Source organism: Kitasatospora sp. NPDC041988 (assembly GCF_055588525.1).
This window is the reverse complement of the sequence record NZ_JBVJCO010000011.1, coordinates 35,274-57,495: the sequence shown is the minus strand read 5'-3', so window position 1 is coordinate 57,495 and position 22,222 is coordinate 35,274. Positions and strand designations below refer to the sequence as shown.

18 protein-coding genes are annotated in these 22,222 nt (G+C 71.0%); 7 read left to right on the top strand and 11 right to left on the bottom strand.

Annotated features, from left to right (window positions below):
- The first annotated feature begins 361 nt into the window (after window positions 1-361).
- From tkt to pgl, 5 genes are all read left to right on the top strand, one after another.
- Window positions 362-2,461 (top strand): transketolase, encoded by a 2,100-nt coding sequence (tkt, locus tag ACZ6NC_RS13790; protein ID WP_465732215.1) that lies wholly within the window; start codon window positions 362-364, stop codon window positions 2,459-2,461.
- Window positions 2,462-2,548: 87 nt separating this feature from the next.
- Entirely contained in the window at window positions 2,549-3,688 is a 1,140-nt protein-coding gene (gene tal / locus ACZ6NC_RS13785; protein ID WP_465732213.1) for a transaldolase, read from the top strand.
- A gap of 61 nt (window positions 3,689-3,749) precedes the next feature.
- The gene (gene zwf / locus ACZ6NC_RS13780) at window positions 3,750-5,306 is read left to right on the top strand and encodes a glucose-6-phosphate dehydrogenase (RefSeq protein WP_465732495.1); all 1,557 of its coding nucleotides are present in this window, start codon (window positions 3,750-3,752) and stop codon (window positions 5,304-5,306) included.
- Window positions 5,303-6,394, top strand: coding sequence for a glucose-6-phosphate dehydrogenase assembly protein OpcA (gene opcA, locus ACZ6NC_RS13775; protein ID WP_465732211.1), 1,092 nt, complete (start codon window positions 5,303-5,305; stop codon window positions 6,392-6,394). Before zwf ends, opcA begins: the two co-directional genes overlap by 4 nt.
- Entirely contained in the window at window positions 6,391-7,179 is a 789-nt protein-coding gene (pgl, locus tag ACZ6NC_RS13770) for a 6-phosphogluconolactonase (RefSeq protein ID WP_465732209.1), read from the top strand. Before opcA ends, pgl begins: the two co-directional genes overlap by 4 nt.
- Window positions 7,180-7,242: 63 nt before the next feature.
- Here pgl and ACZ6NC_RS13765 read toward each other — a convergent pair whose 3' ends face one another.
- The 11 genes from ACZ6NC_RS13765 to uvrA form a co-directional block, all read right to left on the bottom strand.
- Entirely contained in the window at window positions 7,243-7,530 is a 288-nt protein-coding gene (locus ACZ6NC_RS13765) for an RNA polymerase-binding protein RbpA (protein ID WP_030308030.1), read from the bottom strand.
- A 206-nt stretch (window positions 7,531-7,736) separates the two neighbouring features.
- Window positions 7,737-7,973, bottom strand: coding sequence for a preprotein translocase subunit SecG (secG, locus tag ACZ6NC_RS13760; protein ID WP_465547500.1), 237 nt, complete (start codon window positions 7,971-7,973; stop codon window positions 7,737-7,739).
- 87 nt (window positions 7,974-8,060) lie between these two features.
- On the bottom strand, window positions 8,061-8,846 hold the full coding sequence (gene tpiA, locus ACZ6NC_RS13755) for a triose-phosphate isomerase (protein ID WP_465732207.1): 786 nt from the start codon (window positions 8,844-8,846) through the stop codon (window positions 8,061-8,063).
- 4 nt (window positions 8,847-8,850) lie between these two features.
- Window positions 8,851-10,056: a phosphoglycerate kinase gene (locus ACZ6NC_RS13750; protein WP_465732205.1), complete on the bottom strand. Its 1,206-nt coding sequence runs from the start codon at window positions 10,054-10,056 to the stop codon at window positions 8,851-8,853.
- Between the two features lie 142 nt (window positions 10,057-10,198).
- On the bottom strand, window positions 10,199-11,203 hold the full coding sequence (gene gap / locus ACZ6NC_RS13745; RefSeq protein WP_465732203.1) for a type I glyceraldehyde-3-phosphate dehydrogenase: 1,005 nt from the start codon (window positions 11,201-11,203) through the stop codon (window positions 10,199-10,201).
- A gap of 295 nt (window positions 11,204-11,498) precedes the next feature.
- A complete protein-coding gene (whiA, locus tag ACZ6NC_RS13740; protein WP_465732201.1) occupies window positions 11,499-12,479 on the bottom strand; it encodes a DNA-binding protein WhiA in 981 nt (326 codons plus the stop codon).
- Window positions 12,470-13,441 carry a gluconeogenesis factor YvcK family protein gene (locus ACZ6NC_RS13735; protein WP_465732493.1) on the bottom strand — a complete coding sequence of 324 codons (972 nt, stop codon included), beginning with the start codon at window positions 13,439-13,441 and terminating at the stop codon, window positions 12,470-12,472. Before ACZ6NC_RS13735 ends, whiA begins: the two co-directional genes overlap by 10 nt.
- A gap of 239 nt (window positions 13,442-13,680) precedes the next feature.
- Window positions 13,681-14,586, bottom strand: a complete 906-nt coding sequence (gene rapZ / locus ACZ6NC_RS13730) for an RNase adapter RapZ (protein ID WP_465732199.1) — start codon at window positions 14,584-14,586, stop codon at window positions 13,681-13,683.
- Window positions 14,587-14,710: 124 nt separating this feature from the next.
- On the bottom strand, window positions 14,711-16,798 hold the full coding sequence (gene uvrC / locus ACZ6NC_RS13725; protein ID WP_465732197.1) for an excinuclease ABC subunit UvrC: 2,088 nt from the start codon (window positions 16,796-16,798) through the stop codon (window positions 14,711-14,713).
- Window positions 16,799-16,864: 66 nt separating this feature from the next.
- Window positions 16,865-17,314, bottom strand: coding sequence for a Rieske (2Fe-2S) protein (locus ACZ6NC_RS13720; RefSeq protein WP_465732195.1), 450 nt, complete (start codon window positions 17,312-17,314; stop codon window positions 16,865-16,867).
- Window positions 17,315-17,435: 121 nt separating this feature from the next.
- The gene (gene uvrA / locus ACZ6NC_RS13715) at window positions 17,436-20,336 is read right to left on the bottom strand and encodes an excinuclease ABC subunit UvrA (protein ID WP_465732193.1); all 2,901 of its coding nucleotides are present in this window, start codon (window positions 20,334-20,336) and stop codon (window positions 17,436-17,438) included.
- Window positions 20,337-20,608: 272 nt separating this feature from the next.
- Here uvrA and ACZ6NC_RS13710 point away from each other — a divergent pair, with 272 nt between their 5' ends.
- Both ACZ6NC_RS13710 and ACZ6NC_RS13705 read left to right on the top strand, forming a co-directional pair.
- Window positions 20,609-21,382 (top strand): maleylpyruvate isomerase family mycothiol-dependent enzyme, encoded by a 774-nt coding sequence (locus ACZ6NC_RS13710; protein ID WP_465732191.1) that lies wholly within the window; start codon window positions 20,609-20,611, stop codon window positions 21,380-21,382.
- Between the two features lie 52 nt (window positions 21,383-21,434).
- On the top strand, window positions 21,435-22,088 hold the full coding sequence (locus ACZ6NC_RS13705) for an MBL fold metallo-hydrolase (RefSeq protein WP_465732189.1): 654 nt from the start codon (window positions 21,435-21,437) through the stop codon (window positions 22,086-22,088).
- Window positions 22,089-22,222 lie beyond the last annotated feature (134 nt).

Sequence of the window (22,222 nt, the reverse complement as noted above, 5' to 3'; positions counted from 1 at the left end):
CCATATCTCCCCACCGGCTCCGGGGTCCCCCGGCGAGGCGGAACGCACACCCCTGGGTGAACCCACGAAGCTGGGCCCGTGCGGCATCGGTCCCCCGTCCTGCCCCCCGGAGGGGCAGAGCCCGTGAAATCAGGAGAGCCTGTGACAAAACAGCCCAGCGATCCCTCGTGGGAATCGCCATATCGAATTCCCTGTTGTCTCAGCACGGAGGGTGAGCCTCGGCCCGGACGGTAGGCTCGCCACGAGAAGCGGGATCTACCCTCCGTGACCGGCACCACCCAAGCGTCCGGCCCCACCGACGTGGCCGACCCGGTCCCCCTCACGGGGTCACTCTTCACAACGGAAGGAGCCCTGAGACAGGGTGAGCACGACGCCGACGAATGCATTCGAGTGGTCCGAACTGGACGAGCGGACTGTCGACACGGCCCGCGTCCTGGCCATGGACGCGGTCCAGAAGGTCGGCAACGGACACCCCGGGACGGCCATGTCGCTGGCCCCGGCGGCGTACCTGATCTTCCAGCGCTTCCTGCGCCACGACCCGACCGACCCGGCCTGGGTGGGCCGCGACCGTTTCGTCCTCTCCCCCGGGCACACCAGCCTGACCCTTTACACCCAGCTCTACTTCTCCGGTTACGGTCTGGAGCTGGACGACCTCAAGGCCTTCCGGGTCGCCGGCAGCCGTACCCCCGGCCACCCCGAGCACGGCCACACCGCGGGCGTCGAGACCACCACCGGCCCGCTGGGCCAGGGCATCGCCAACGCGGTGGGCATGGCGATGGCGGCCCGCTTCGAGCGCGGCCTCTTCGACCCGGACGCCCCGGCCGGCGGGTCGCCGTTCGACCACACCATCTGGGCCATCGTCTCCGACGGCGACCTGGAGGAGGGCATCTCCGCCGAGGCCTCCTCGCTGGCCGGCCACCAGAAGCTGGGCAACCTCGTCGCCCTGTACGACGACAACCACATCTCGATCGAGGGCGATACCGAGACGGCCTTCTCCGAGGACGTCCTCAAGCGCTACGAGGCGTACGGCTGGCACGTCCAGCGGGTCACCCCGAAGTCCAACGGCGACATCGACGTGGTCGCCCTGGCCGACGCGCTGGCCGCCGCCAAGGCCGAGACCGGCCGCCCGTCGCTGATCGCGATGCGCACCATCATCGCCTGGCCGGCCCCGGACGCGCAGAACACCGCCAAGGCGCACGGCTCCGCGCTCGGCGCCGCCGAGATCGCCGCCACCAAGAAGGTCCTGGGCTTCGACCCGGAGAAGACCTTCGAGGTCAGCGACAAGGTGATCGAGCACGCCCGCCAGGTGATCAAGCGCGGCAAGGCCGCCCGCGACGAGTGGCTGCAGTCCTTCAACGCCTGGCGCGCCGCCCACCCGCACCGCGCCGCCGAGTTCGACCGCATCGAGGCCGGCGAGCTGCCCGAGGGCTGGAAGAAGACCGTCCCGGTCTTCGAGGCCGGCAAGGACGTCGCCACCCGCAAGGCCTCCGGCGAGACCCTCAAGGCGATCGGCGCGGTGATCCCGGAGCTGTGGGGCGGCTCGGCCGACCTCGCGGAGTCCAACCTCACCACCATCGACGAGGAGAGCTCCTTCCTCCCCGAGGGCAACCCGCTGAAGTCCGCCAGCCCCTACGGCCGGACGATCCACTTCGGCATCCGCGAGCACGCCATGGGCTCGACCATGAACGGCATCGCACTGCACGGCAAGACCCGCGTCTTCGGCGGCACCTTCCTGGTCTTCGCCGACTACATGCGTCCGGCCGTCCGCCTGGCCGCGCTGATGAAGCTGCCGGTCACCTACGTCTGGACGCACGACTCGATCGGCCTCGGCGAGGACGGCCCGACCCACCAGCCGGTCGAGCACCTGGCCTCGCTGCGCGCCATCCCGGGCCTGGCCATGGTCCGCCCGGCCGACGCCAACGAGACGGCCGTCGCCTGGCGCACCGTGATCGAGCGGCAGACCACGCACCCCGGCCCGGTCGGCCTGGCGCTCACCCGCCAGAACGTCCCGACCTTCGACCGCGAGGTCTTCGGCTCCGCCGAGGGCACCGCGAAGGGCGGCTACATCCTGGCCGAGGCGTCCAACGGTGACCCGCAGCTGATCCTGCTCGGCACCGGCTCCGAGGTCCAGCTGGCCGTCAAGGCCCGCGAGGTCCTGGAGGCCGAGGGCGTCGCGACCCGCGTGGTCTCGCTCCCGTCCTTCGAGTGGTTCCAGGAGCAGGACCAGGCCTACCGCGACAGCGTGCTGCCGCCGTCGGTCAAGGCCCGCGTCTCGGTCGAGGCCGGCATCGGCCAGGGCTGGCGCGAGCTGGTCGGCGACCACGGCCGGATCGTCTCCCTGGAGCACTTCGGCGCCTCCGCCGACTACAAGGTGCTGTTCGAGGAGTTCGGCCTGACCTCCGAGCGGGTCGTCGCCGAGGCCCACAACGCACTGCGCTCGCTCGAAGCCGTCAACCGCTAGCCCCTTGGGCCGCGTACTCGCCCGCACGCGAGTACGCGGCCCCTCTGACGACCCCACGAAGACAGAAGAAAAAAGGACTGAAGCACCATGACTGACGCACTGAAGCGCCTCAGCGACGAAGGCGTGGCGATCTGGCTGGACGACCTCAGCCGCGAGCGGCTGAACACCGGCAACCTCGCCGAGCTGGTGCAGAACAAGCACGTGGTGGGTGTCACCACCAACCCCACCATCTTCCAGAAGGCCATCGGCGGCGGGCACAGCTCGTACGACGGCCAGCTGCGTGACCTCGCCGTCCGCAAGGTCACCACCGACGAGGCCGTCCGCATGATCACCACCTCGGACGTGCGCGACGCCGCCGACGTGCTGCGCCCGGTCTACGACGCCTCCAACGGCCGCGACGGCCGGGTCTCCATCGAGGTCGACCCGCGTCTGGCCCACGAGACCGCCGCCACCATCGCCGAGGCCAAGCAGCTGTGGTGGCTGGTCGACCGCCCGAACGTCTTCATCAAGATCCCCGCCACCAAGGCCGGCCTGCCCGCGATCAGCGAGGTCATCGGCAAGGGCATCAGCGTCAACGTCACGCTGATCTTCTCGCTGGAGCGCTACCGCGCCGTCATCGACGCCTACCTGACCGGCCTGGAGGCCGCCAAGGGCAAGGGCCTGGACCTCTCCCAGATCGAGTCGGTCGCCTCGTTCTTCGTCTCCCGCGTGGACACCGAGATCGACAAGCGCCTGGACAAGGTCGGCGGCGACGCCAAGAACCTGCGCTCCAAGGCGGCCCTGGCCAACGCCCGCCTCGCCTACCAGGCGTACGAGGAGGTCTTCGGCAGCGTCGACGGCAAGGCCGCCGGCAGCGACCGCTGGAAGGCCCTGGAGGCCGCCGGCGCCAAGCCGCAGCGTCCGCTCTGGGCCTCCACCGGTGTCAAGGACCCGGCCCTGCCGGACACCCTGTACGTCACCGAGCTGGTCGCCCCGGGCACCGTCAACACCATGCCCGAGGCCACCCTGGACGCCACCGGCGACCACGGCGTGATCACCGGCGGCACCATCGTCCCGAACTACGCCGACGCCAAGGCCGTGATGGACGCCATCGCCGCCGCCGGCGTGGACTACGACGACGTGGTCCAGGTGCTGGAGGACGAGGGCGTGGAGAAGTTCGAGCAGTCCTGGAACGAGCTGCTCGACACCGTCACCGCCTCGCTCGCCTCCTTCGCCGGCGAGAAGTGATTCCTGCTCACAGCCAGCGCACGAAAGCGGAGCCCATCAAGTGAGCACTGATTTCCCTGAGTTGACGTCGGACTCGGACGCGGCCGACACCCCGCCGGCTCCCGTCAACCCGCTTCGTGACCCGGCAGACCGGCGGCTCCCGCGCATCGCGGGGCCGTCCGGCCTGGTCATCTTCGGGGTCACCGGCGACCTGTCCCGTAAGAAGCTGATGCCGGCCATCTACGACCTGGCCAACCGCGGTCTGCTGCCGCCGGGCTTCTCGCTCGTCGGCTTCGCCCGCCGCGAGTGGAAGGACGAGGACTTCGCGAAGGAAGTCCACGACGCCGTCAAGGAGCACGCCAGGACGCCCTTCCGCGAGGAGGTGTGGCAGCAGCTCGCCAAGGGCATGCGCTTCGTCCACGGCACCTTCGACGACGACGACGCCTTCGACAAGCTCCGCGCGACCATCGAGGAGCTCGACAAGGCGCAGGGCACCGGCGGCAACTTCGCCTTCTACCTCTCGGTGCCGCCGAAGTTCTTCCCGACCGTCGTGCAGCAGCTGAAGAAGCACGGCCTGGCCGACCCGCCCCAGGGCTCCTGGCGGCGCGCCGTCATCGAGAAGCCCTTCGGCCACGACCTGGAGAGCGCCCAGGAGCTGAACCGGATCGTCCACGAGGTCTTCCCCCGGGACGAGGTCTTCCGGATCGACCACTACCTGGGCAAGGAGACCGTCCAGAACATCCTGGCGCTCCGCTTCGCCAACCAGATGTTCGAACCGATCTGGAACCGGTCGTACGTCGACCACGTGCAGATCACCATGGCCGAGGACATCGGCATCGGCGGCCGCGCCGGCTACTACGACGGCATCGGCTCGGCCCGGGACGTCATCCAGAACCACCTCCTCCAGCTGATGGCGCTCACCGCCATCGAGGAGCCGGCGTCCTTCCACCCCAAGGCGCTGGTCGCCGAGAAGCTCAAGGTGCTCAGCGCCGTCAAGCTCCCGGCCGACCTCGGCAAGCACACCGTGCGCGGCCAGTACGCGGCCGGCTGGCAGGGCGGCGAGGAGGTCGGCGGCTACCTCGACGAGGACGGCATCAACCCGGACTCCAAGACCGACACCTACGCGGCCATCAAGCTGGAGATCAACAACCGCCGCTGGGCGGGCGTGCCGTTCTACCTGCGCACCGGCAAGCGGCTCGGCCGCCGGGTCACCGAGATCGCGGTGGTCTTCCAGCGCGCCCCGTACCTGCCGTTCGACTCCTACGCGACCGAGGAGCTGGGGCAGAACGCCCTGGTCATCCGAGTCCAGCCGGACGAGGGCGTGACGGTGCGGTTCGGCTCCAAGGTGCCGGGCACCTCCTTCGAGGTCCGGGACGTCACGATGGACTTCGCCTACGGCGAGTCCTTCACGGAGTCCAGCCCGGAGGCGTACGAGCGGCTCATCCTCGACGTGCTGCTCGGCGACGCCAACCTCTTCCCGCGTCACCAGGAGGTCGAGCTCTCCTGGCAGATCCTCGACCCGATCGAGAAGTACTGGGACACCCACGGCAAGCCCGCCCAGTACCCGGCCGGCACCTGGGGCCCGGTCGAGGCTGACGAGATGCTCGCACGAGACGGCAGGAGCTGGCGCCGGCCATGAAGATCGACCTCACGAACACCACGTCCAGCAAGATCAACGCAGCGCTCATGGAGGCGCGCCGGGGCAGTGGCGCCACCGCCGCCGGCATGGTGCTCACCCTGGTGATCGTGACCGACGAGGGCAGCGCGTACGACGCCCTCAAGGCCGCGAACGACGCCTCCCGTGAGCACCCCTCGCGCACCCTGGCGGTCATCAAGCGTGCCGGGCGCTCGCCCCGGGCCCGCGCCGAGACCCGCCTGGACGCCGAGATCCTGGTCGGGAGCGACGCCGGCTCCGGCGAGACGGTCGTGCTGCGCATGCACGGCGAGCTCGCCGCGCACGCCCAGTCGGTCGTCCTGCCGCTGCTGCTCCCGGACGCCCCGGTGGTCGTCTGGTGGCCCGAGAACGCGCCGCTGCACCCGGCGCAGGACCCGCTGGGTTCGATCGCCCAGCGCCGGATCACCGACGCCGTCACCGCGGAGTCCCCGGTCGGCCAGCTCGCCCAGCGGGCCCAGAGCTACACCCCGGGCGACACCGACCTGGCCTGGACCAGGATCACCGGCTGGCGCTCCATGCTGGCCGCCGCGCTGGACCAGCGGCCGTCCACGATCACCTCCGCGGTGGTCGAGGGCGAGTCGTACAACCCCAGCGTCGAGCTGCTCGGCCTCTGGCTGCACAACCGGCTGCACGTGCCGGTCGAGCGGGTCGTCACCGGCGGCCCGGGCATCACCGCGGTGCACCTGCGCACCACGGACGGGGACATCACCCTGGACCGCCCGGACGGCCTGATGGGCACGCTCTCCATGCCCGGCTCGCCGGACCGCCAGGTGGCGCTCAAGCGGCGCGAGACGTCCGAGCTGATCGCGGAGGAGCTGCGCCGGCTCGACCCGGACGACATCTACGCGTCGGCCGTGCGCACGCCCGTCGAGCGGCTGCGTGAGCCGGTCAACGCCGAGACGGTGGCGGCCGAGCAGGTCGCGAAGGCGGTCTCCGAGGCCGCGGTGGCCAACCCGGCCCGGGTGACCGCCAAGGTGCCGGCCACCGCGCCGAAGAAGGCCACCGCGAAGAAGGCCCCGGCCAAGCGCGCCGACAAGAAGGCGGACTCGTGACGGCGGCGACCCCGCAACTGGTCGTCCACCGGGACAAGGAGCTGATGGCCCAGGCGGCCGCGGCCCGGCTGATCACCCGGATCGTGGACGCCCAGGCCGCCCGCGGCACCGCCTCGGTGGTGCTCACCGGCGGGCGCAACGGCAACGCGCTGCTGGCCGCCATCGCCGCCTCCCCGGCCCGGGACGCGGTCGACTGGGCCCGGCTGGACCTCTGGTGGGGCGACGAGCGCTTCGTGCCCGCCGCCGATCCGGAGCGCAACGCCGTCCAGGCTCGGGCGGAGCTGCTCGACGCCGTCTCGCTCGACCCGGCGCGGGTGCACGAGATGCCCGCCTCGGACGGCGTGGACGGCTCGGACGTGGAGGCCGCCGCGGCCCGCTACGCCGAGGAGCTGGCCAAGGCGGCCGGGCCGGGCGACCGGCTCGGCGTGCCCGCCTTCGACGTGCTGCTGCTCGGCGTCGGCCCGGACACCCATGTCGCCTCGCTCTTCCCCGAGCACCCGGGCGTCCGGGAGACCGAGCTGACGGTGGTCGGCGTGCGCGGGGCGCCCAAGCCCCCGCCGACCCGCGTCTCGCTGACCCTCCCGGCGATCCGGGCGGCCCGCGAGGTCTGGCTGCTGGCGGCGGGCGAGGACAAGGCCGGCGCGGTCGCGGTGGCCCTCTCCGGCCCGGGCGAGCTCCAGGCGCCCGCCTCCGGCGCGTACGGCCGCAGCCGCACGCTCTGGCTGCTGGACCGGGCTGCGGCGGCGCAGCTCCCGCCGCAGCTCTACCCGCCGGCCTCGGCCTAGCCGCCGACTACGCGAAAGGGCGCCACCGTCGGAGAACGGTGGCGCCCTTCGTGTTGTCGGCTCTCAGATCTCGCCACGCAGCTTGGCCAGCGCCTCGGCGAGGATCGCCTCGCCGTCGGCGTCGGTGCGCCGCTCGCGCACGTAGGCGAGGTGGGTCTTGTAGGGCTCGTTGCGCGAGGGGGCCGGCGGGTTGTGCTCGTCCTGGCCGGCCGGGAAACCGCAGCGCGGGCAGTCCCAGGTGTCCGGGATGACCGCCTCCGCGGCGAAGCTGGGGCGGGTCTCGTGCTTGTTGGCACACCAGAAGGAGATCCGGTTGCGCGGGGCGGACTCGCCGCGCTCCGCCTCCCCCATCGGGCCGGCTCCGACCCTGCTGCCACGGATGGCGTTGCCACTTGCCACGGTCTGACTCCCTGCGTGCTGGTGCGCCGACCCGCCGCGGTGCGCGTCGGTGGCGAAAAGTCGTCCTAGTGTAAGCAGGAGTTAAGGATCCACCATCACCGGCTCCGCCCCGGACCGTTCCAGCATAGGCCGCGGGGCGACGGGGCGTCAGAGATACGTCAGCTCTGGTACTTGAGCACCAGGCTGAGCACGATGATGCACGCGAACCAGGCGACACCGACGATGATCGTGATGCGGTCCAGGTTGCGCTCGGCCACCGCCGAGCCGCCGCCGGTGGACATCGCGCCGCCACCGAACATGTCGGACAGGCCGCCGCCCTTCCCCTTGTGCAGCAGCACCAGGAGGATCATCAGCAGGCTGAAGATGATCAGGGCAATCGAGAACCCGATAACCACGACGGGACCAACTCTCTCGTATCTTCGGCGAAGGGGCCGGGCCGCACTGAGCGGTCCGGCCCCAAAGCCTACGTTGCTGCGGCGGCGTTAGCCTACTGCCTGCTCACGGTACCGCACGATCTTGACGAACTCCTCGGCGTCCAGGGAGGCACCGCCGATCAGGCCGCCGTCGATGTCGGGCTTGGCCATCAGGCCGGCCGCGCTCGACGACTTGACCGAACCGCCGTACAGGACACGGACCTTCTCGGCCAGCGCGGCGTCGTACAGCTCGGCGATCCGCCTGCGGATCGCGGCGCAGACCTCCTGGGCGTCCTCGGGGGTCGCCACCTCGCCGGTGCCGATCGCCCAGACCGGCTCGTACGCGACGACGATGGACTCGGCCTGCGCGGCCGGGACGTCCCGCAGGGCGCCGTCGAGCTGGGCCAGCGTGTACTCGACGTGGGTGCCGGCCTTGCGGATGTCCAGCGGCTCACCGATGCAGAGGATCGGGGTGACCCCGCTGCGGTAGGCGGCCTTGACCTTGGCGTTGACGATCTCCTCGTTCTCGCCGTGGTACTGGCGGCGCTCGGAGTGACCGATGACCGCGTAGGTGCACTTCAGCTTGGACAGCATCGGGCCGGAGATCTCGCCGGTGTAGGCACCGGAGTCGTGCTGCGAGATGTCCTGCGAGCCGTACTTGATCTTCAGCTTGTCACCGTCGACCAGGGTCTGCACCGACCGCAGGTCGGTGAACGGCACCAGGACGGCGACCTCGACGGCCTCGTAGTCCTTGTCGGCCAGCGCGAAGGCCAGCTTCTGGGTGTGCTGGATGGCCTCAAGGTGGTTGAGGTTCATCTTCCAGTTGCCCGCCATCAGCGGGAGACGCTCAGTCATTGCCTCAGCCTTCCAGGGCGGCGAGACCGGGGAGGGTCTTGCCCTCCAGGTACTCAAGGCTGGCGCCACCGCCGGTCGAGATGTGCCCGAACTTCGTCTCGTCGAAGCCCAGGATGCGGACGGCCGCGGCGGAGTCGCCGCCACCGACCACGGTGAACGCGTCGCTGTCGAGCAGCGCCTGCGCGACCGCCTTGGTGCCCTCGGCGAAGGTCGGGTGCTCGAAGACGCCCACCGGACCGTTCCAGAACACCGTCTTGGCGTCGGCCAGCTTCGCCGCGAACAGCTCGCGGGTCTTCGGGCCGATGTCCAGTCCTTCCTTGTCCGCGGGGATCTTGTCCGCGTCCACGACCTCGTAGTCCTCGACCGGCTTGTGGGTCTTGGTGTCGGGGAAGCTCGCGGAGACCGCGACGTCGACCGGGAGCACGAACTCGACGCCGTTCTCCTTCGCGCGCTCCAGGTACTCCAGGACGACCGGGATCTGGTCCTCCTGCAGCAGCGAGATGCCGACCTCGTGGCCCAGGGCCTTGAGGAAGGTGTACGCCATGCCGCCGCCGATCAGGATGCGGTCGGCCTTGCCGAGCAGGTTGTCGATCACGCCGACCTTGTCGGACACCTTGGAGCCGCCGAGCACGACCACGTACGGGCGCTCGACCTCCTCGGTCAGGCGCTTGAGCACGCCCACCTCGGTGGCGATGAGGTCGCCGACGGCGTTCGGCAGGCGGGCCGGCAGGTCGTAGACGGAGGCGTGCTTGCGGTGCACCGCACCGAAGCCGTCGCCCACGTACAGGTCGGCCAACTGCGCCAGCTCGTCGGCGAAGGCGCCGCGCTCGGCGTCGTCCTTGCTGGTCTCGCCGGCGTTGAAGCGCAGGTTCTCGAGCAGCGTGACCTCGCCGTCGGCCAGGGCGGCGACGGTGGCCTTCGCGCTCTCGCCCACGGTGTCGGTCGCGAACGCGACCGGCTTGCCGAGGATCTCGCCGAGGCGGACGGCCACCGGCGCGAGGGAGAACTGCGGATCCGGCTCGCCCTTGGGGCGGCCGAGGTGGGAGGCGACGACGACCTTCGCGCCGCGCTCGACGAGCTTGGCGATGGTCGGGGCGACAGCACGGATCCGGCCGTCGTCGGTGATCGTGGCGCCGGACAGCGGCACGTTCAGGTCCGCGCGGACGAACACGCGCTTGCCGGCGACGTCGAGGTCTTCGATGGTCTTCACGGTCTTCCGTCTCCTGGGGGGTGGAGCAAGGACGGCACAACGGCGGGCCGTCAAAGGGGAGTTGAGGGTGCGCAGACGAGGGCCCGGATGGCGTCGAAGCCTTCCGGGCCCTCCCCCTTACTTCACGTCAGCTCCCGCTGCGTCAGAGCTGCTCACCGACGAGGGTGGTCAGGTTGACGAGGCGGTTCGAGTAGCCCCACTCGTTGTCGTACCAGCCGAAGACCTTGACCTGGTTGCCCTGGACCATGGTCATCAGCGAGTCGAAGATCGTGGAGAACGGCGAGTTCACGATGTCGGAGGAGACGATCGGGTCCTCGGTGTACTGCAGGATGCCCTTGAGCGAGCCCTCGGAGGCCTTCTGGAAGGCCGCGTTGACCTCCTCGACGGTGACGTCGCGCTCCAGGGTGACGACCAGGTCGGTGATCGAGCCGGTCGGGACCGGGACGCGCAGCGAGGTGCCGTCCAGCTTGCCCTTGAGCTCCGGCAGCACCAGCGCGGTGGCCTTGGCGGCACCGGTGGACGTCGGGATGATGTTGAGGGCGGCGGCGCGGGCGCGACGCAGGTCCTTGTGCGGGAAGTCCAGCGTGACCTGGTCGTTGGTGTACGCGTGCACCGTGGTCATCAGACCCTTGACGATGCCGAAGTTCTCGTTCAGCACCTTGGCCAGCGGCGCCACGCAGTTGGTGGTGCAGGAGGCGTTGGAGATGACGGTGTGCTTGGCGGCGTCGTACTTGTCGTCGTTGACGCCCATCACGATGGTGACGTCCTCGTCGGTGGCGGGCGCCGAGATGATGACCTTCTTGGCGCCGGCGGTGACGTGCTTCTTGGCCGCCTCGGCCTTGGTGAAGATGCCGGTGGACTCGATGACGATGTCCACACCCAGCTCGCCCCAGGGCAGGTTGGCCGGGTCACGCTCGGCGATGACCTTGAAGGTCTTGCCGTCGACGGTGATGCTGTTCTCGGTGTGCGAGACCTCGCCCGGGAAAGTGCCCAGGATGGAGTCGTACTTGAGAAGGTGCGCCAGGGTCTTGGTGTCGGTCAGGTCATTGACACCGACGATCTCGATGTCCGCGCCTTGGGCCTTAACCGCACGGAAGAAGTTGCGGCCGATGCGGCCGAATCCGTTGATGCCTACCCGGATCGTCACGAACCGATCTCCTCGTTAGGTACGCCGGAACTATGCCGACGGGGTGGAATTTGGGATGTCCCCGACCGCCTATGACCCTACCCCTCCGAGGCCTGAGAGGGCACATCACGCCGGGTCGGACGCCTTGGCGTGGCGTGTCAAGAGGCCACGAACAGGCCTTCTCCCCTTGCCTTCGTGGGGAGTTGGTCCAGGCCTTCGGAGCGTGCTGTCAACCCCTGTCCCCAGGCGTCCGGACACAGAGCGGCCGGTGTCCGGAATCCGGACACCGGCCGCTCGTACTCACGGACCGTGATCGCTAGTTGAGCGCCATCTCGTCGGTCAGATTGGCCTCGGTGCTCGGCAGACCGAGCTCCGAGGCGCGCTTGTCGGCCATCGCCAGCAGGCGGCGGATCCGGCCGGCCACCGCGTCCTTGGTCAACGGCGGCTCGGCCAGCGCGCCCAGCTCCTCCAGCGAGGCCTGCTTGTGCTGCATCCGCAGCTGCCCGGCGGCGGCCAGGTGCTCGGGCACCTCGTCGCCGAGGATCTCCAGCGCGCGCTGCACCCGGGCGCCGGCCGCCACCGCGGCGCGGGCCGAGCGGCGCAGGTTGGCGTCGTCGAAGTTGGCCAGGCGGTTGGCGGTGGCCCGCACCTCACGCCGCATCCGGCGCTCCTCCCAGGCCAGCACCGACTCGTGGGCGCCGAGCCGGGTCAGCAGCGCGCCGATGGCGTCGCCGTCGCGGATCACCACCCGGTCCACGCCGCGCACCTCGCGGGCCTTGGCCGGGATGCCGAGCCGGCGGGCGGCGCCGACCAGGGCGAGGGCGGCCTCGGAGCCGGGGCAGGTGATCTCCAGAGAGGAGGACCGGCCGGGCTCGGTCAGCGAACCGTGCGCCAGGAACGCCCCGCGCCAGGCCGCCTCGGCGTCGCAGGTGGCGCCGGAGACGACGGCCGGGGGCAGGCCCCGGATCGGCCGACCCCGGCCGTCCACGAGACCGGTCTGGCGGGCCAGAAGCTCGCCGTCCTTGACGACCCGGACCACGTAGCGGCTGCCGCGGCGCAGGCCGCCGGGCGCCATCACGACCAGGTCCGAGGAGTGTCCGAAGATCTCCAGCAGGTCCTTGCGCAGACGGCGCGCCGCCGCGCCGGTGTCCAGCTCCGCCTCGATCACGATGCGGCCGCTCACGATGTGCAGCCCGCCCGCGAATCGCAGGATCGCCGAAACCTCCGCCTTGCGGCAGCAGGCCCGGGTGACCGGGAGCCGGCTGATTTCGTCCTTCACCGCTGGAGTCATCGCCATGGCCCGATCCTTCCATGTGTCCGGAAAATCCGGTCGTACGCGGCTGCCAAGAGCTCCGGGTCGTGTCGCGGCGTGCCGTCGGTACGGGCGACCCGCCCGAGCACCAGGGCTGCGCCCATCCGCTCGGCGGCCTTCTCCAGGCCGGCCAGGTCCGCCTGGCCGAAGGCGCCGCCGGTGACGGCGCGCTCGTCCACCAGGATCGCATCCACCGCAAGGGTGGGTGCGTGGTCGGCGATGACCTCCAGGTGACGCTGCGGGGTGAAGCCCTCCGTCTCGCCGGGCTGCGGGGCGAGGTTCAGCGTGAGCAGACGGCGCGCGCGGGTCTCGGTGAGCGCCTTGGCCAGCTCGGGCACCAGCAGGTGAGGCAGCACGCTGGTGAACCAGGAGCCGGGGCCGAGCACCACCCAGTCCGCCTCGCGGACGGCGGTGACGGCCTCCGGGACGGCCGGCGGCTCGTCCGGCAGCAGCCGGACCGACTCCACGGTGCCCGGCGTCACGGCCACGCTGGCCTGGCCACGGACGGCGGAGACCGCGCCGGGGTGGGCCGGGTCGTGGCCGCGGACTATCGCCTCGATGTCCAGCGGCACCGCCGACATCGGCAGCACCCGGCCCTGGACGTTCAGCAGCCGGCCCACCCAGTCCAGGGCGGCCACAGGGTCCCCGAGCTTCTCCCAGAGCGCGACGATCAGCAGGTTGCCGACAGCGTGGCCGCCCAGCTCCCCGGTGCCGGTGAAGCGCTGCTGGATCACCTCGGACCAGGTGCGGCCCCAGTCGTCGTCGCCGCAGAGCGCGGCCAGCGCCTTGCGGAGGTCCCCCGGGGGCAGCACCCCGAGCTCCTCGCGCAGCCGGCCGCTGGAGCCGCCGTCGTCGGCCACCGTGACCACGGCGGTGAGGTCGCTGGTGAGCCGGCGCAGGGCGGAGAGCGAGGCCGAGAGCCCCTGGCCGCCGCCGAGGGCGGTGATCCTGGGCGCCTGATTGGACCGGGGGGCCTGACTGGTGCGGGCGGGGCCGGGGCGGGCCGGGTTGGTCCGGGCCTGCCCGGTCCGGGACCTCCCGGGGGTCGCGGCGCGTGCCGGGACCCCCGTCCGGTCGGCGGTCTTGTTCTGGAGCTGCCGCCCGGGCACGTATCCCGTCACACCTACCTCGCGTTCCTCTTGCCCGCCGCCGGCCCTCCGCCGGCGGCCCGGCAGGGGCGCGGCGGCTACTCCCGTCCCATGTCACGGTGGACGAGCACGGTTTCCACGCCGTCCGCGATGAGACGCTTCGTCAGGCGCTCGGACATCGCGACGCTGCGGTGCTTGCCACCGGTGCAGCCTACGGCAAGCGTCATGTAGCGCTTCCCCTCGCGGCGGTACCCCTCGGTCACGATGCGCAGCAGCTCGGCGTAGCCGTTGAGGAACTCGTTGGCCCCGGGCTGCTGGAACACGTAGTCGGCGACGTCGGCGTCGGTGCCGGTGCGGGCGCGCAACTCGGGGACCCAGTGCGGGTTGGGCAGGAAGCGACAGTCCACCACGAGGTCGGCGTCGACCGGCAGGCCGTACTTGAAGCCGAAGGACATCACGGTGGCGCGCAGCTCGGGCTCGTCGTGGTCGGCGAACTGGGCGTCGAGCTTGGCGCGCAGCTGGTGCACGTTGAGGTTGGAGGTGTCGATCACCAGGTCGGCCTCGCCGCGCAGCTCGCGCAGCAGGTCGCGCTCCTGGGCGATGCCGTCGACGATCCGGCCGTCGGCCTGGAGCGGGTGCGGGCGGCGCACGCTCTCGAAGCGGCGGACCAGGGCGTCGTCGGAGGAGTCCAGGAAGACGACGCGCAGCCGCACGCCGCGCTTCTCCAGCTCGTCCAGCGAGGTGAGCAGGTCGTCGAAGAACTGGCGGCCGCGGACGTCCACCACGGCACCGATCCGCGCCACATTGCCCTGGGAGCGGGCGCCGAGGTCGACCATGGTCGGGATGAGGGCCGGCGGCAGGTTGTCCACCACGAACCAGCCGAGGTCCTCCAGGCACTTGGCCGCGGTGGAACGGCCTGCTCCGGACATGCCGGAGATGATCACCAGCTCCGGGGCGTTCTCTCCCCCAGCCTCCGGCCGGGTGGTACCCCCATGGTCGGACATCGTCACTTCGGTTCCCCGCTCTCAATGGTTCTGCTGAGGAGAACGCGCGTCGCGCGGGCACGCTTCCCCGACTCACTCGGGCGAGTGAGCGCGGGGCGCGCCGGCTGACGGGCGGCGTCGGCCGTCATGGCGTCTCCTGGGACGGTGCGGTCTGGGGCGCTGCGGCGGCCGCTGGGCCGGCCGCGTCGGCGCTGTCATCGATGATCTCGCCGGTGGCGGTGTTCACAGCCGGTGCAGCAGGTGTACGGGACGACAACGCTGCCGCAACAGTCTCCGCCGTCCGGCGTCCGATGCCGGGGACGGCGCAGAGCTCGTCGACGGTGGCCGCGCGGAGCTTCTTCAGCGAGCCGAAGTGCTTGAGCAGCGCCTGGCGGCGAGTCTCGCCGAGGCCGGGGACGGAGTCCAGCTCCCCGGCGGTGAGTCGCTTGGAACGCTTGCTGCGCTGGTAGGTGATGGCGAAGCGGTGCGCCTCGTCGCGGACCCGCTGGAGCAGGTAGAGGCCCTCACTGCTGCGCGGCAGGACCACCGGGTCCTCCTCGCCGGGCAGCCAGACCTCCTCCAGGCGCTTGGCCAGGCCGCAGAGGGCGACGTCGTCGATGCCCAGCTCGTCCAGGGCGCGCCTGGCGGCGGCGACCTGCGGCTGGCCGCCGTCGACGACCAGGAGCTGCGGCGGGTAGGCGAAGCGGCGGGGGCGGCCCGTCTCCGGGTCGACCGGCCCGGCGGGGGTCCCGGAGGCGTCCCCGTCGGCGGGCGCGGCGCCCGGGTCGTCGGCCTCGGGGACGGCCCACTCCCCCGTCTCCTCGCGCTCCTGGAGGTAGCGGCGGAACCGGCGGCTGATCACCTCGTGCATCGAGCGGACGTCGTCCTGGCCCTCGAATCCCTTGATCTGGAAGCGGCGGTACTCGCTCTTGCGGGCCAGGCCGTCCTCGAAGACCACCATCGAGGCGACCACGTCCTCGCCCTGGAGGTGCGAGATGTCGAAGCACTCGATGCGCAGCGGGACGGAGTCCAGCTCCAGCGCGTCGGCGATCTCCTGGAGGGCGCGGCTGCGGGTGGTGAGGTCGGAGGCGCGCTTGGTCTTGTGCAGCGCCAGCGCCTGCTGGGCGTTGCGCTGCACGGTGGCCATCAGGTCCTTCTTGTCACCGCGTTGCGGGATGCGCAGATCGACCTGGGAGCCCCGCAGACCGCTCAGCCACTCCTTCACCGGACCGACCGGCTCGGGCAGCGCGGGGACCAGCACCTCGCGCGGGACGGACTCACTCCGCTCGTCCGCCCCGGCACTGCCGTAGAGCTGCTGGAGGGCGTGCTCGACCAGGCCCGCGGTGTCCACGTCCTCGACCTTGTCGGTGACCCAGCCGCGCTGGCCGCGGACCCGGCCGCCTCGGACGTGGAAGATCTGGACGGCGGCCTCCAGCTCGTCCTCGGCGAGGGCGAGCAGGTCGGCGTCGGTGGCGTCGGCGAGCACGATGGCGTTCTTCTCCATCGCGCGCTTGAGCGCCCCGATGTCGTCGCGCAGCCGGGCCGCCTTCTCGTACTCCATCTCCGCGGCGGCCTCCTGCATCTGCTCTTCCAGCCGGCGCAGGTAGTTGCCGGTGCGCCCGGCCATGAAGTCGCAGAAGTCCTCGGCGAGCGCCCGGTGTTCGTCGGCCGAGACCTTGCCGACGCAGGGCGCGGCGCACTTGCCGATGTAGCCGAGCAGGCAGGGCCGGCCGACCTGGCGGGCGCGCTTGAAGACCCCGTTGGAGCAGGTGCGGACGGGGAAGACGCGCAGCAGCAGGTCGACCGTCTCGCGGATCGCCCAGGCGTGCCCGTACGGGCCGAAGTAGCGCACGCCCTTCTTGTGCGCCCCGCGCATCACCTGGACCCGCGGGTACTCCTCGTCGAGGGTGACCGCCAGCTCCGGATAGCTCTTGTCGTCGCGGTACTTGACGTTGAAGCGGGGGTCGAACTCCTTGATCCAGGAGTACTCCAGCTGGAGCGCCTCGACCTCGGTGGCGACCACCGTCCACTCCACGGAGGCCGCGGTGGTGACCATCGTCGCGGTCCGCGGGTGCAGCCCGGCGAGGTCCTGGAAGTAGGACGACAGCCGGGGGCGCAGGCTCTTGGCCTTGCCGACGTAGATGACCCGGCCGTGGGCGTCGCGGAACTTGTAGACACCCGGCGAGGTCGGGATCGCGCCCGGCGCCGGGCGGTAGGTGGACGGGTCAGCCATGGGTCCACCGTACCGAGTCGGGCCGGGCGTGCGGAGGGGAGATCAACTGGGCGGAGATCAACTGCTTCAGCTCGGGGTCACCTTGAGGTTGCCGCCCTCGACCGCGACCTGGTACTCGGGCAGCGGCTTGGTCGCCGGGCCCTCGACGCGCGCGCCGGTGGACATGTTGAAGTTGCTGCCGTGGCAAGGGCACTTGATCAGCTGGTCCTCGACCTTGTCGACCACGCAGCCGGCGTGGGTGCAGACCGCGCTGAACGCCTCGTACGTCCCCTCGGTCGGCTGGGTGACGACGATCTTCTTCTCCCGGTACACCTTCCCGCCGCCCACCGGCACGTCCGACGCCGGGCCGACGACCACCGGCTCCTTGGGCGTCGCCGGGGCAGAGGACTTCGGCGCCGAGGAGCCGGCAGAGGCGCAGCCGGACAGGGCGACCGTGCCGCCGGCGGCGAGCACGGCGGCGGCACCGCAGAGCACGGTGCGACGGGAGGCGGCGGGGTTCTCGGGGGCCTCGGACATCGGTGGCTGCTCCTGGTGAGTTGGGCGGTCCTGCGTCAGCGGGATTCTATGCGGCCCTCATCGGCCGCCCCCGGGGGTGGGGGCGGCCGATGAGGGGTGACGCTCGGTGCTGCCCGCGGGGCTACTTCTTCGCGGCGGCCCGCTTGCGCGGGGCCTTGACCGCGACCGGGGCGTCGTTGAACTCGCCCGGGAGGATGTCCCGCAGGAACTTGCCGGTGTGGCTCTCCGGGACGGCGGCGATCTGCTCCGGGGTGCCCTCGGCGACCACCATGCCGCCGCCGGAGCCGCCCTCGGGGCCCATGTCGACGATCCAGTCGGCGGTCTTGATCACATCGAGGTTGTGCTCGATGACGATCACCGTGTTGCCCTTCTCCACCAGACCGGAGAGCACCTTGATCAGCTTGCTGATGTCCTCGAAGTGCAGACCGGTGGTGGGCTCGTCCAGCACGTAGACCGTCCGCCCGGTGGAGCGCTTCTGCAGCTCGGAGGCGAGCTTGACGCGCTGGGCCTCGCCGCCGGAGAGCGTCGGCGCGGACTGGCCGAGCCGGACGTAGCCGAGGCCGACGTCGTTGAGCGTCCTCAGGTGGCGGGCGATCGCCGGGACGGCCTCGAAGAAGTGCAGCGCCTCCTCGATCGGCATGTCCAGCACCTCGGCGATGGACTTGCCCTTGTAGTGGACCTCCAGCGTCTCCCGGTTGTATCGGGCGCCGTGGCAGACCTCGCACGGCACGTAGACGTCGGGCAGGAAGTTCATCTCGATCTTGATGGTGCCGTCACCGGAGCAGTTCTCGCAGCGGCCGCCCTTGACGTTGAACGAGAACCGGCCGGGCAGGTAGCCGCGGACCTTGGCCTCCTGCGTCTCCGCGAAGAGCCGCCGGACGTGGTCGAACACGCCGGTGTAGGTGGCCGGGTTGGAGCGCGGGGTGCGGCCGATCGGCGACTGGTCGACGTGCACCACCTTGTCCACCAGGTCGGTGCCGGTGATCCGGGTGTGCCGGCCCGGCACGCTGCGGGCGCCGTTCAGCTCCCGGGCGAGGTGGGTGTAGAGGATGTCGTTGACCAGCGTCGACTTGCCGGAGCCGGAGACGCCGGTGATCGCGGTGAAGGTGCCGAGCGGGAAGCCGACCGTGACGTCCTTGAGGTTGTGCTCGCGGGCGCCGTGGACGGTCAGCTGGCGCTTCTTGTCCCGGTCGCGGCGGGCGGCCGGGATCGGGATGGACCTCTTGCCGGAGAGGTACTGGCCGGTCAGCGACTCCTTGTTGCCGAGCAGCTGCTTCAGCGAACCGGAGTGCACCACCTTGCCGCCGTGCTCGCCGGCGCCGGGGCCGATGTCGACCACCCAGTCGGCCATCTTGATGGTGTCCTCGTCGTGCTCGACGACGATCAGGGTGTTGCCGATGTCCCGCAGCCGGACGAGCGTTTCGATCAGGCGGTGGTTGTCGCGCTGGTGCAGACCGATGGAGGGCTCGTCCAGCACGTAGAGCACGCCGACCAGGCCGGAGCCGATCTGGGTGGCGAGCCGGATCCGCTGGGCCTCGCCGCCGGAGAGGGTGCCGGCCGCGCGGTTGAGTGAGAGGTAGTCCAGACCGACGTCGACCAGGAAGCGCAGCCGCTCGTTGACCTCCTTGAGGACGCGCTCGGCGATCTGCTTGTCCCGCGCGTTGAGCTTCATCGCGCCGAGGAAGTCCGAGCAGTCGCTGATCGACATCGCCGAGACGTCCGCGATCGAGCGGCCCTCGACGGTGACGGCGAGCACCACCGGCTTGAGCCGGGTGCCCTCGCACGTCGGGCAGGGCACCTCGCGCATGTAGCCCTCGAAGCGCTCGCGACTGGAGTCGCTCTCCGCCTCGGTGTGCCGGCGCTGGATGAACGGGACGGCGCCCTCGAAGCCCGTGGTGTACGAGCGGTCCCGCCCGTAGCGGTTGCGGTAGCGCACCTCGACCTGGTGCTTGTGCCCGTACAGCAGCGCCTTCTTGGCGCGGGCCGGCAGCCCGGCCCAGGGGATGTCGGTGCGGAAGCCCAGCTCGCCGGCGAGGGCGTCGATCAGCCGCTGGAAGTACTCCTTGGTGTGGCCGCCGGACCACGGGTGGATGGCGCCCTCGTCCAGCGACTTCTCGTCGTCGGGGACGACCAGCTCCGGGTCCACCTCCATCCGGTTGCCCAGGCCCGAGCAGTCCGGGCAAGCGCCGAACGGCGAGTTGAAGGAGAACGAGCGCGGCTCCAGCTCCTCGAACGACACGTCGTCGTACGGGCAGTAGAGGTGCTCGGAGTACATCCGCTCGCGCTCCGGATCCCCCTCCGGGAGGTCGACGAAGTCGAGCACGACCATGCCGCCGCTCAGCCGCAGGGCCGTCTCCACCGAGTCGGTCAGGCGGCGCTTGGCGCTCTCCTTGACGGTGAGGCGGTCGATCACCACCTCGACGGTGTGCTTCTCCTGCTTCTTGAGCTTGGGCGGCTCGGCGAGCTGGATCGTCTCGCCGTCCACCCGGGCGCGGGCGTAGCCCTTGGACTGGAGGTCGGCGAAGAGGTCGACGAACTCGCCCTTGCGCTCGCGCACCACCGGGCTGAGCACCTGGAAGCGGGTGCCCTCGGTGAGCTCCAGCACCTTGTCCACGATGGCCTGCGGCGACTGCTTGGCGATCGGGCGGGCGCAGTGCGGGCAGTGCGGCTTGCCGATCCGGGCGAACAGCAGGCGCAGGTAGTCGTAGACCTCGGTGATGGTGCCGACGGTCGAGCGCGGGTTGCGGTTGGTGGACTTCTGGTCGATCGAGACGGCCGGGGAGAGGCCCTCGATGAAGTCGACGTCGGGCTTGTCCATCTGCCCGAGGAACTGGCGGGCGTAGGAGGACAGCGACTCGACGTACCGGCGCTGCCCCTCGGCGAAGATCGTGTCGAAGGCCAGCGAGGACTTGCCGGACCCGGAGAGGCCCGTGAAGACGATGAGGGAGTCGCGGGGCAGGTCGAGCGAGACGTTCTTGAGGTTGTGCTCGCGAGCACCGCGGACGATGAGGCGGTCGGCCACTGCTTCTGGCGCCTTTCTCCGGGCGAGATGGCTGGTGAAAGTGATGCGTACTTCTTCCAGGATGCGGCAGCCAGCCTACTAGCTCACGCGTTCGAATATCGAGCTCGTCCAGCCGGGTCCACCCGAACGAGTGAAGCGCTCACGGGGCGTGGACCCCGGCAGTTCGGGAAAAGCCCTGCTCAGCCGTGACATCGGAGATAGCGTCACCCTCGTCAACGAGCGAGGGCCTGCCCGGGCACGCTCGCCGGACCGTCAACCGGAGGCTGCACCCGATGACCACCCCCCAGACCGTCGCCGCTGCCGCCGCGCTCGCCCACGAGCGGCTGCGCCTGGTCGTTCAGAGCACCGGGCACCTGCTGCACACCGTCTCCGGGCTGAAGCCGGAGGCCGTCACCGAGCCCTCCGCGCTGCCCGGCTGGACCAGGGGCCACGTGCTGGCCCACATCGCCCGCAACGCCGACTCCCTGGTGAACCTGCTGAACGGCGCCCGCACCGGCACCGACATCCCCCAGTACGCCAGCAACGAGGCCCGCGACCAGGACATCGAGGCCGGCTCGCCGCGCCCGCTGGACGTCCAACTGGACGACCTGCGCGCCTCGGACGAGCGGTTCACCGCGGCCGCCGCACTGCTGCCCGACGAGGCCTGGTCCGCCGAGCTGCGGCACCGCACCGGCTACACCTTCCCCGCCTACGACCTCCCCTGGAAGCGGCTGATGGAGGTCGAGTACCACCACGTCGACCTGGACGCCGGCTACACCCCCGCGCACTGGCCCGAGGCCTTCGCGGTGGCCGAGTTCCGCCGCCTGGCGGACAGGCTGGCCGGCGCCGAGGGCCTGCCCGCGATCGAGCTGATCGCCGACGACACCGAGGACCGGGCCCGGATCGGCACCGGGGGCACCGCGGAGCTCACCGCCGAGGGCCCCGTCCGGGCGCTCACCGCCTGGCTCTCCGGCCGTTCCGACGGCGACGGCCTCCAGGTCCACCGGGGCGGCGTCCAGCTCACCGACGGCCGCGCCGCGCTGCCCCCGCTTCCCCCGCTGGCCTGACGGCGGGACGATGCTGTCAGGGCAATCCATCCATGATTCGAGGAGCGGACGGATGACGTACCACGGAGCGGTCAAGGTCGGCGGACCGCCGGACGTGCGCGAGCTGGCCCATCTGATCATCACCAAGGTGGCCGTCGGGCCGTACGACAACAACGCCTACCTGCTGCGCTGCCGGGCCACCGACGAGCAGCTGCTGATCGACGCCGCCGCCGATGCGCCGGTGCTGCTGGAGACGGTCGGCGAGGACCTGGCCACCGTGGTCACCACGCACCGCCACCACGACCACTGGGGCGCGCTCGCCGAGGTGGTCGCGGCCACCGGCGCCCGCACCGCGGCCGGCCGGCACGACGCCGAGGGCATCGACGTCCCCACCGAGCTGCTGCTGGCGGACGGCGACACCGTGCGGGTCGGCCAGGTGGAGCTCACCGTCCGGCACCTGGTCGGCCACACGCCTGGCGCGATCGTGCTGGTCTACGACGACCCCCAGGGCCACCAGCACGTCTTCACCGGCGACTGCCTCTTCCCGGGCGGCGTGGGGAACACCTGGGGCGACGAGGCGGCCTTCGAGAGCCTCTTCCGGGACGTCAACGAGAAGATCTTCGACGTCCTGCCGGACGAAGCCTGGGTCTACCCCGGCCACGGCAACGACACCACCCTCGGCGCCGAGCGCCCGCACCTCCAGGAGTGGCGCGAGCGCGGCTGGTAGCGGCCGCCCCGGCGGCCGGGAACGACGGCGGGGGGGGGGGCGCGCTCCTGTGCGTGGGCGGCTTCGTTGCGGGTGGGGGTGTGGGGTGGGGTTTTTTCTTACCCCCCCCCCTCTCCCTCCCCTCCTTTTCAGGC